This window comes from Mycobacterium sp. (genome assembly GCF_035603715.1).
Lineage (GTDB): Bacteria > Actinomycetota > Actinomycetes > Mycobacteriales > Mycobacteriaceae > Mycobacterium.
This window is the reverse complement of the sequence record NZ_DATNJW010000308.1, coordinates 1-4,301: the sequence shown is the minus strand read 5'-3', so window position 1 is coordinate 4,301 and position 4,301 is coordinate 1. Positions and strand designations below refer to the sequence as shown.

General features: G+C 66.5%; 4 protein-coding genes. 3 read left to right on the top strand and 1 reads right to left on the bottom strand.

Going from position 1 to position 4,301, the window contains the following annotated elements; genetic code table 11:
- Positions 1-1,031: tRNA 2-thiouridine(34) synthase MnmA (gene mnmA / locus VN856_RS12760; protein ID WP_325689518.1), on the top strand; the 1,031-nt coding region annotated here is incomplete at its 5' end.
- A gap of 78 nt (positions 1,032-1,109) precedes the next feature.
- Positions 1,110-2,639, top strand: a complete 1,530-nt coding sequence (locus VN856_RS12755) for an adenylate/guanylate cyclase domain-containing protein (RefSeq protein ID WP_325689516.1) — start codon at positions 1,110-1,112, stop codon at positions 2,637-2,639.
- On the opposite strand, the gene VN856_RS12750 is transcribed toward VN856_RS12755, so the two are convergent.
- A complete protein-coding gene (locus VN856_RS12750; RefSeq protein ID WP_414686941.1) occupies positions 2,636-3,259 on the bottom strand; it encodes a sensor domain-containing protein in 624 nt (207 codons plus the stop codon). The two genes, VN856_RS12755 and VN856_RS12750, sit on opposite strands and share 4 nt — an antisense overlap.
- A gap of 92 nt (positions 3,260-3,351) precedes the next feature.
- Here VN856_RS12750 and VN856_RS12745 point away from each other — a divergent pair.
- Positions 3,352-4,301 (top strand): methionine synthase (locus VN856_RS12745; RefSeq protein WP_325689514.1); only part of this gene is annotated, 950 nt, incomplete at its 3' end.

The following is a 4,301-nucleotide window of genomic DNA, read 5'->3' as shown; positions in this document are numbered from 1 at the left end:
CGGTCGCCGCCGCCCGAATGGTCGACGCCGGGCACGACGTGGTCGGCGTGCACCTGGCCTTGTCGCAGGCCCCGGGCACCTTGCGCACCGGTTCGCGGGGGTGTTGTTCCAAAGAGGACGCCGGGGATGCTCGGCGGGTCGCTGATGTGCTCGGAATCCCGTTCTATGTCTGGGATTTCGCGGACAGGTTTAAAGAAGACGTGATCGACGATTTCGTGTCGTCTTACGCGCGCGGCGAAACCCCCAATCCGTGCGTGCGGTGCAACGAGCGAATCAAGTTCTCCGCGCTGGCGGCCCGCGCGCTGGCACTGGGATTCGACGCGGTGGCCACCGGCCACTACGCCCGGCTGTCCGGCGGCCAGTTGCGTCGGGCCGTCGATACCGACAAGGACCAGTCCTACGTGCTCGCGGTGCTGACCTCCGATCAGCTGCGCCACGCCGCGTTCCCGATCGGGGACACCCCCAAATCGCAGATCCGCGACGAGGCGGCCCGGCGGGGACTGGCGGTCGCGAATAAGCCGGACAGCCACGACATCTGCTTCATCCCATCCGGTGATACCCGGGCCTTTCTGGGCGAGCGCATCGGGGTGCGGCGCGGCTCGGTGATCGACCAAAGCGGGTCGGTGCTGGCCACCCACGACGGGGTGCACGGTTTTACCATCGGCCAGCGCAAGGGTTTGGGCATCGCCGGCCCAGGCCCGGACGGCCGGCCGCGTTATGTCACCGCGATCGACGCCGACAGCGGCACGGTCCAGGTCGGCTCGGCGGCCGACCTGGAGATCTGGCAGCTGACCGGCCACCAGCCGGTTTTCACCGCGGGCACCACACCGGCCGGACCCGTCGAATGCGCGGTCCAGGTCCGCGCGCACGGCGAGGCGGTCGACGCGGTAGCGGAGTTGGCGGGCGATGAGCTGGCGGTGCGACTGCGCGCGCCGCTGAGCGGCGTGGCACCGGGGCAGACGCTGGTGATGTATCGGCCTGACCCCGACGGCGACGAAGTGCTTGGCAGCGCCACCATCGTGGCCTCGTAACCCCTATTGCCCGGCTATAACTATGGCTAGTCCTGAGCAAATCAGCGGCAACACCGCAATACCTGGAGGGCGGCGCCGGTGGCGCAATCTGGAGCCGCACCGTCGCGGAGAACACAAGGAATCCTGCCTCGGCTCGGATTGATCGCGATTATCAGCAATGCCGCCAGCGCCGCGGTCGTGACGGGTTTCGACTTTTATGTTGCGCCAAACGTGGTGGCGGCCGACCAATACGGGGAACTACAGCGTCGCAGCGTCTCGGTTCTGGTCGTTTTCACCATCCTTGCGCTGATATTCGGGGGGTGGTGGGTGTGGTGGCGACCGTTCGCCCCGATCGCGCGATGGCTGGCTGAAGACCGGCCGCCGACGGAGTTCGAACGCGAGCGGGTTCTGCGATACCCGCGCGACTGGGCTATCAAGACATTTGCCATCTGGATGGTCGCTGACATGATAGGGACGTCAGCGGCCGCGAGCGTCTCGACCAGTGCGATCGCCCCGAGCCTTTTTTCCACCGTGCTGGGGGCGTGCATGACGTGTGCGGTGCAGTATTTGATGGTGGAGCGCGCGATGCGCCCTATCACCGCGCTGGTGCTCTCCGATACCGAGCCGCCGCAATCGGCCAGTCCCGGTGTAGGGGTGCGGCTGAGCGCCTTTTGGGCGCTTGGTACCGGAGTGCCGCTGCTGGGCATCGCGATCTTCGCCGGGCTCGATCTCGCCGGTGTTGGCTTCGACAGGGCCAAGGTGGTCGCGGCGTCGCTTTTCCTCGCGGGACTCGGTCTGATCGTGGGATTTGCGGCCACCCATTTCGCCGCTAGATCGCTAGCCGAGCCGCTCGCTTTGTTGCGGATGGCACAGGGAGATGTCCGTGCGGGCGACTTCGATGCGCGGGTGGCGGTGGCGGACGGCAGCGAGGTCGGCCTACTGCAGGCGGGCTTCAATCACATGGCGAGCGGACTTGCCGAACGAGAACAGTTACGCCATGCCTTCGGCGCCTACGTCGACCCTGAACTCACCGAACGCATCCTGCGGGAGGGAATCGACCTGGCAGGTGAGGAAATTGAGGTCTCGCTGATGTTCACCGACGTAAGGGATTTCACTGCGTACGCGGAGACCGCTGAAGCGCGTGATGTCGTTACGCGCTTGAACGAGTTGTACAGCGAGATCGTCCCGATCGTGAGGCGCCATGGCGGCCATGCGAACAAATTCATCGGGGATGGGCTGCTGGCAGTGTTCGGTGCTCCGGATCGCCAATTCGACCATGCCAGTCGTGCGGTCGCTGCAGGACGCGACATTGTCGAAGCCATCCGGCGTCATCGTGGCGCGTTTCGCATCGGCGTCGGGATCAATTCTGGAACTGTCATCGCGGGGACGATCGGCGGTGGCGGTCGGCTTGACTTCACTGTTATCGGTGACACGGTGAACACCGCGGCACGAGTCGAATCCGCCACCCGAGACACCGGAGACGACCTGCTGATCACGCACGCGACGCGGAGTCTGATCGCCGACCATGACGGGTGGATCGAACGTCCAGCGGTGCAGTTGAAAGGCAAATCACAACCCGTCCGTATCTACGCCATGCATACCGGGCCGTCTGATCTCGAACGCGGTTAGCCCGGCACGTTGGACGCGATGTTGGTGATCACGATCGTGGACACCGAGTCCGGGAATCCGCAAAAGGTGACCTCGATCAGCACCACGGACTTGAGCAGATAGTCGCGCCCGCAGTCGCCGGGGCGGGTCTGCAGCGACTGTTCGTCGGACTTCCAGGTCCCGACGAACCTCGAACCGGCAGAGCTGTGCGCGCAGTGGCCAACGGTTGCCACCAGGGCGGTGAATGCGTGATGGGCGGTATCTGCGTCGCGGTAGGCGGCGGCTCCTTCCGAGATCAGACCTCCATCAGGCGGATCTTGGAAGGTGGTTTTGTGGAACGCTTCGATGTCGGGCCCGAAGGTTGCGCTGTCTGCGAAGACGAAGCGGCATTCGGGTGGTGCGCTCGGGGCGAGCGCGTCGATGTCGACCGGGGAGTCGCCGTCCATCGACGGGATGATGGTCAGGTGCTCGCCGCCACCGGTTATCGCCTGCATCCGGGACTGCTCGAGCAGGACACGGTTGACGTCGACGCCGGAAAGGTTCGGTGCTGCACCGTATCCGGGCACAGCGGTGCCGCCCACGATGTGGGTGCATCCGGCCGCCAACAGGGCCGCGGCACACAGCATCAGCCGTCGCGCCATCATTGTCAGCCCCTTTCCCTGCTCGCCAGCCTAATCGTGGGGCCGACCCCCTCGCTCGGTGTGCCGGGGACCCCATCGAATACGGTTGTCCGGTGAGCGTTTTCGCAACCGCTACCGGCACCGGGTCGTGGCCCGGTACTGCCGCGCGACCGGCCGCCGAGATTGTCGTGGGCGAGTTGAACGCCGCGATGGCTCACCTTGTCGAGTTGCCCGCCCGCGGAGTGGGCGCCGACATCATCGGCCGTGCCGGTGCATTGCTGATCGACGTGGCCATTGACACGGTGCCGCGTGGCTATCGGGTGGTGGCCCGGGCCGGCGCGGTGGTGCGGCGGGCGGCCAGCCTGCTCGACCAGGACATCGATGCGCTGGAAGAGGCTTGGGAGACCGCGGGTTTGCGGGGGAGCGGGCGACCCGTCAAAGTTCAAGCGCCCGGGCCGATCACGCTGGCGGCCCGGTTGGAACTGTCCAACGGGCATCGGGCGATCACCGACATCGGTGCGCTCAACGACATTGCCGCCTCACTGGCCGAAGGGGTTGGCGCGCATCGGGCCTCGGTGGCCCGTCGGCTCGATACTCCGGTGGTGGTGCAATTCGATGAGCCGTCACTGCCCGCGGCCGTCGCCGGCCGGCTGACCGGAGTGACCTCGCTGAGCCCGGTGGCCGCGCTGGAGGAGAGCCTGGCCACCACGCTGCTCGACACCTGTGTGGCCGCCGCGGGCGCAGAGGTGTCAGTGCATTGCTGTGACGCGGAGATTCCATGGAAAGTGTTGCAGAACAGTCTTGTTAGTGCGGTATCGGTGGACGCCGGCACGCTGGAAGCCGGTGATTTGGACGCCATGGCCGAGTTCGTCGAATCGGGGCGTGTCATCATGCTGGGCGTCGTGGCGTCGAGCGCGCCGCCGCGCCCGCCCGCGGTGGAGGAGGTCGCCGCGAGCGTCGTGGCCATCATCGACCGGCTTGGCTTCGGGCGTTCGGCGCTGCGTGATCGCATCGGCGTCACCCCGGCGTGTGGATTGGCCGCCGCGACCCCGGAATGGGCCCG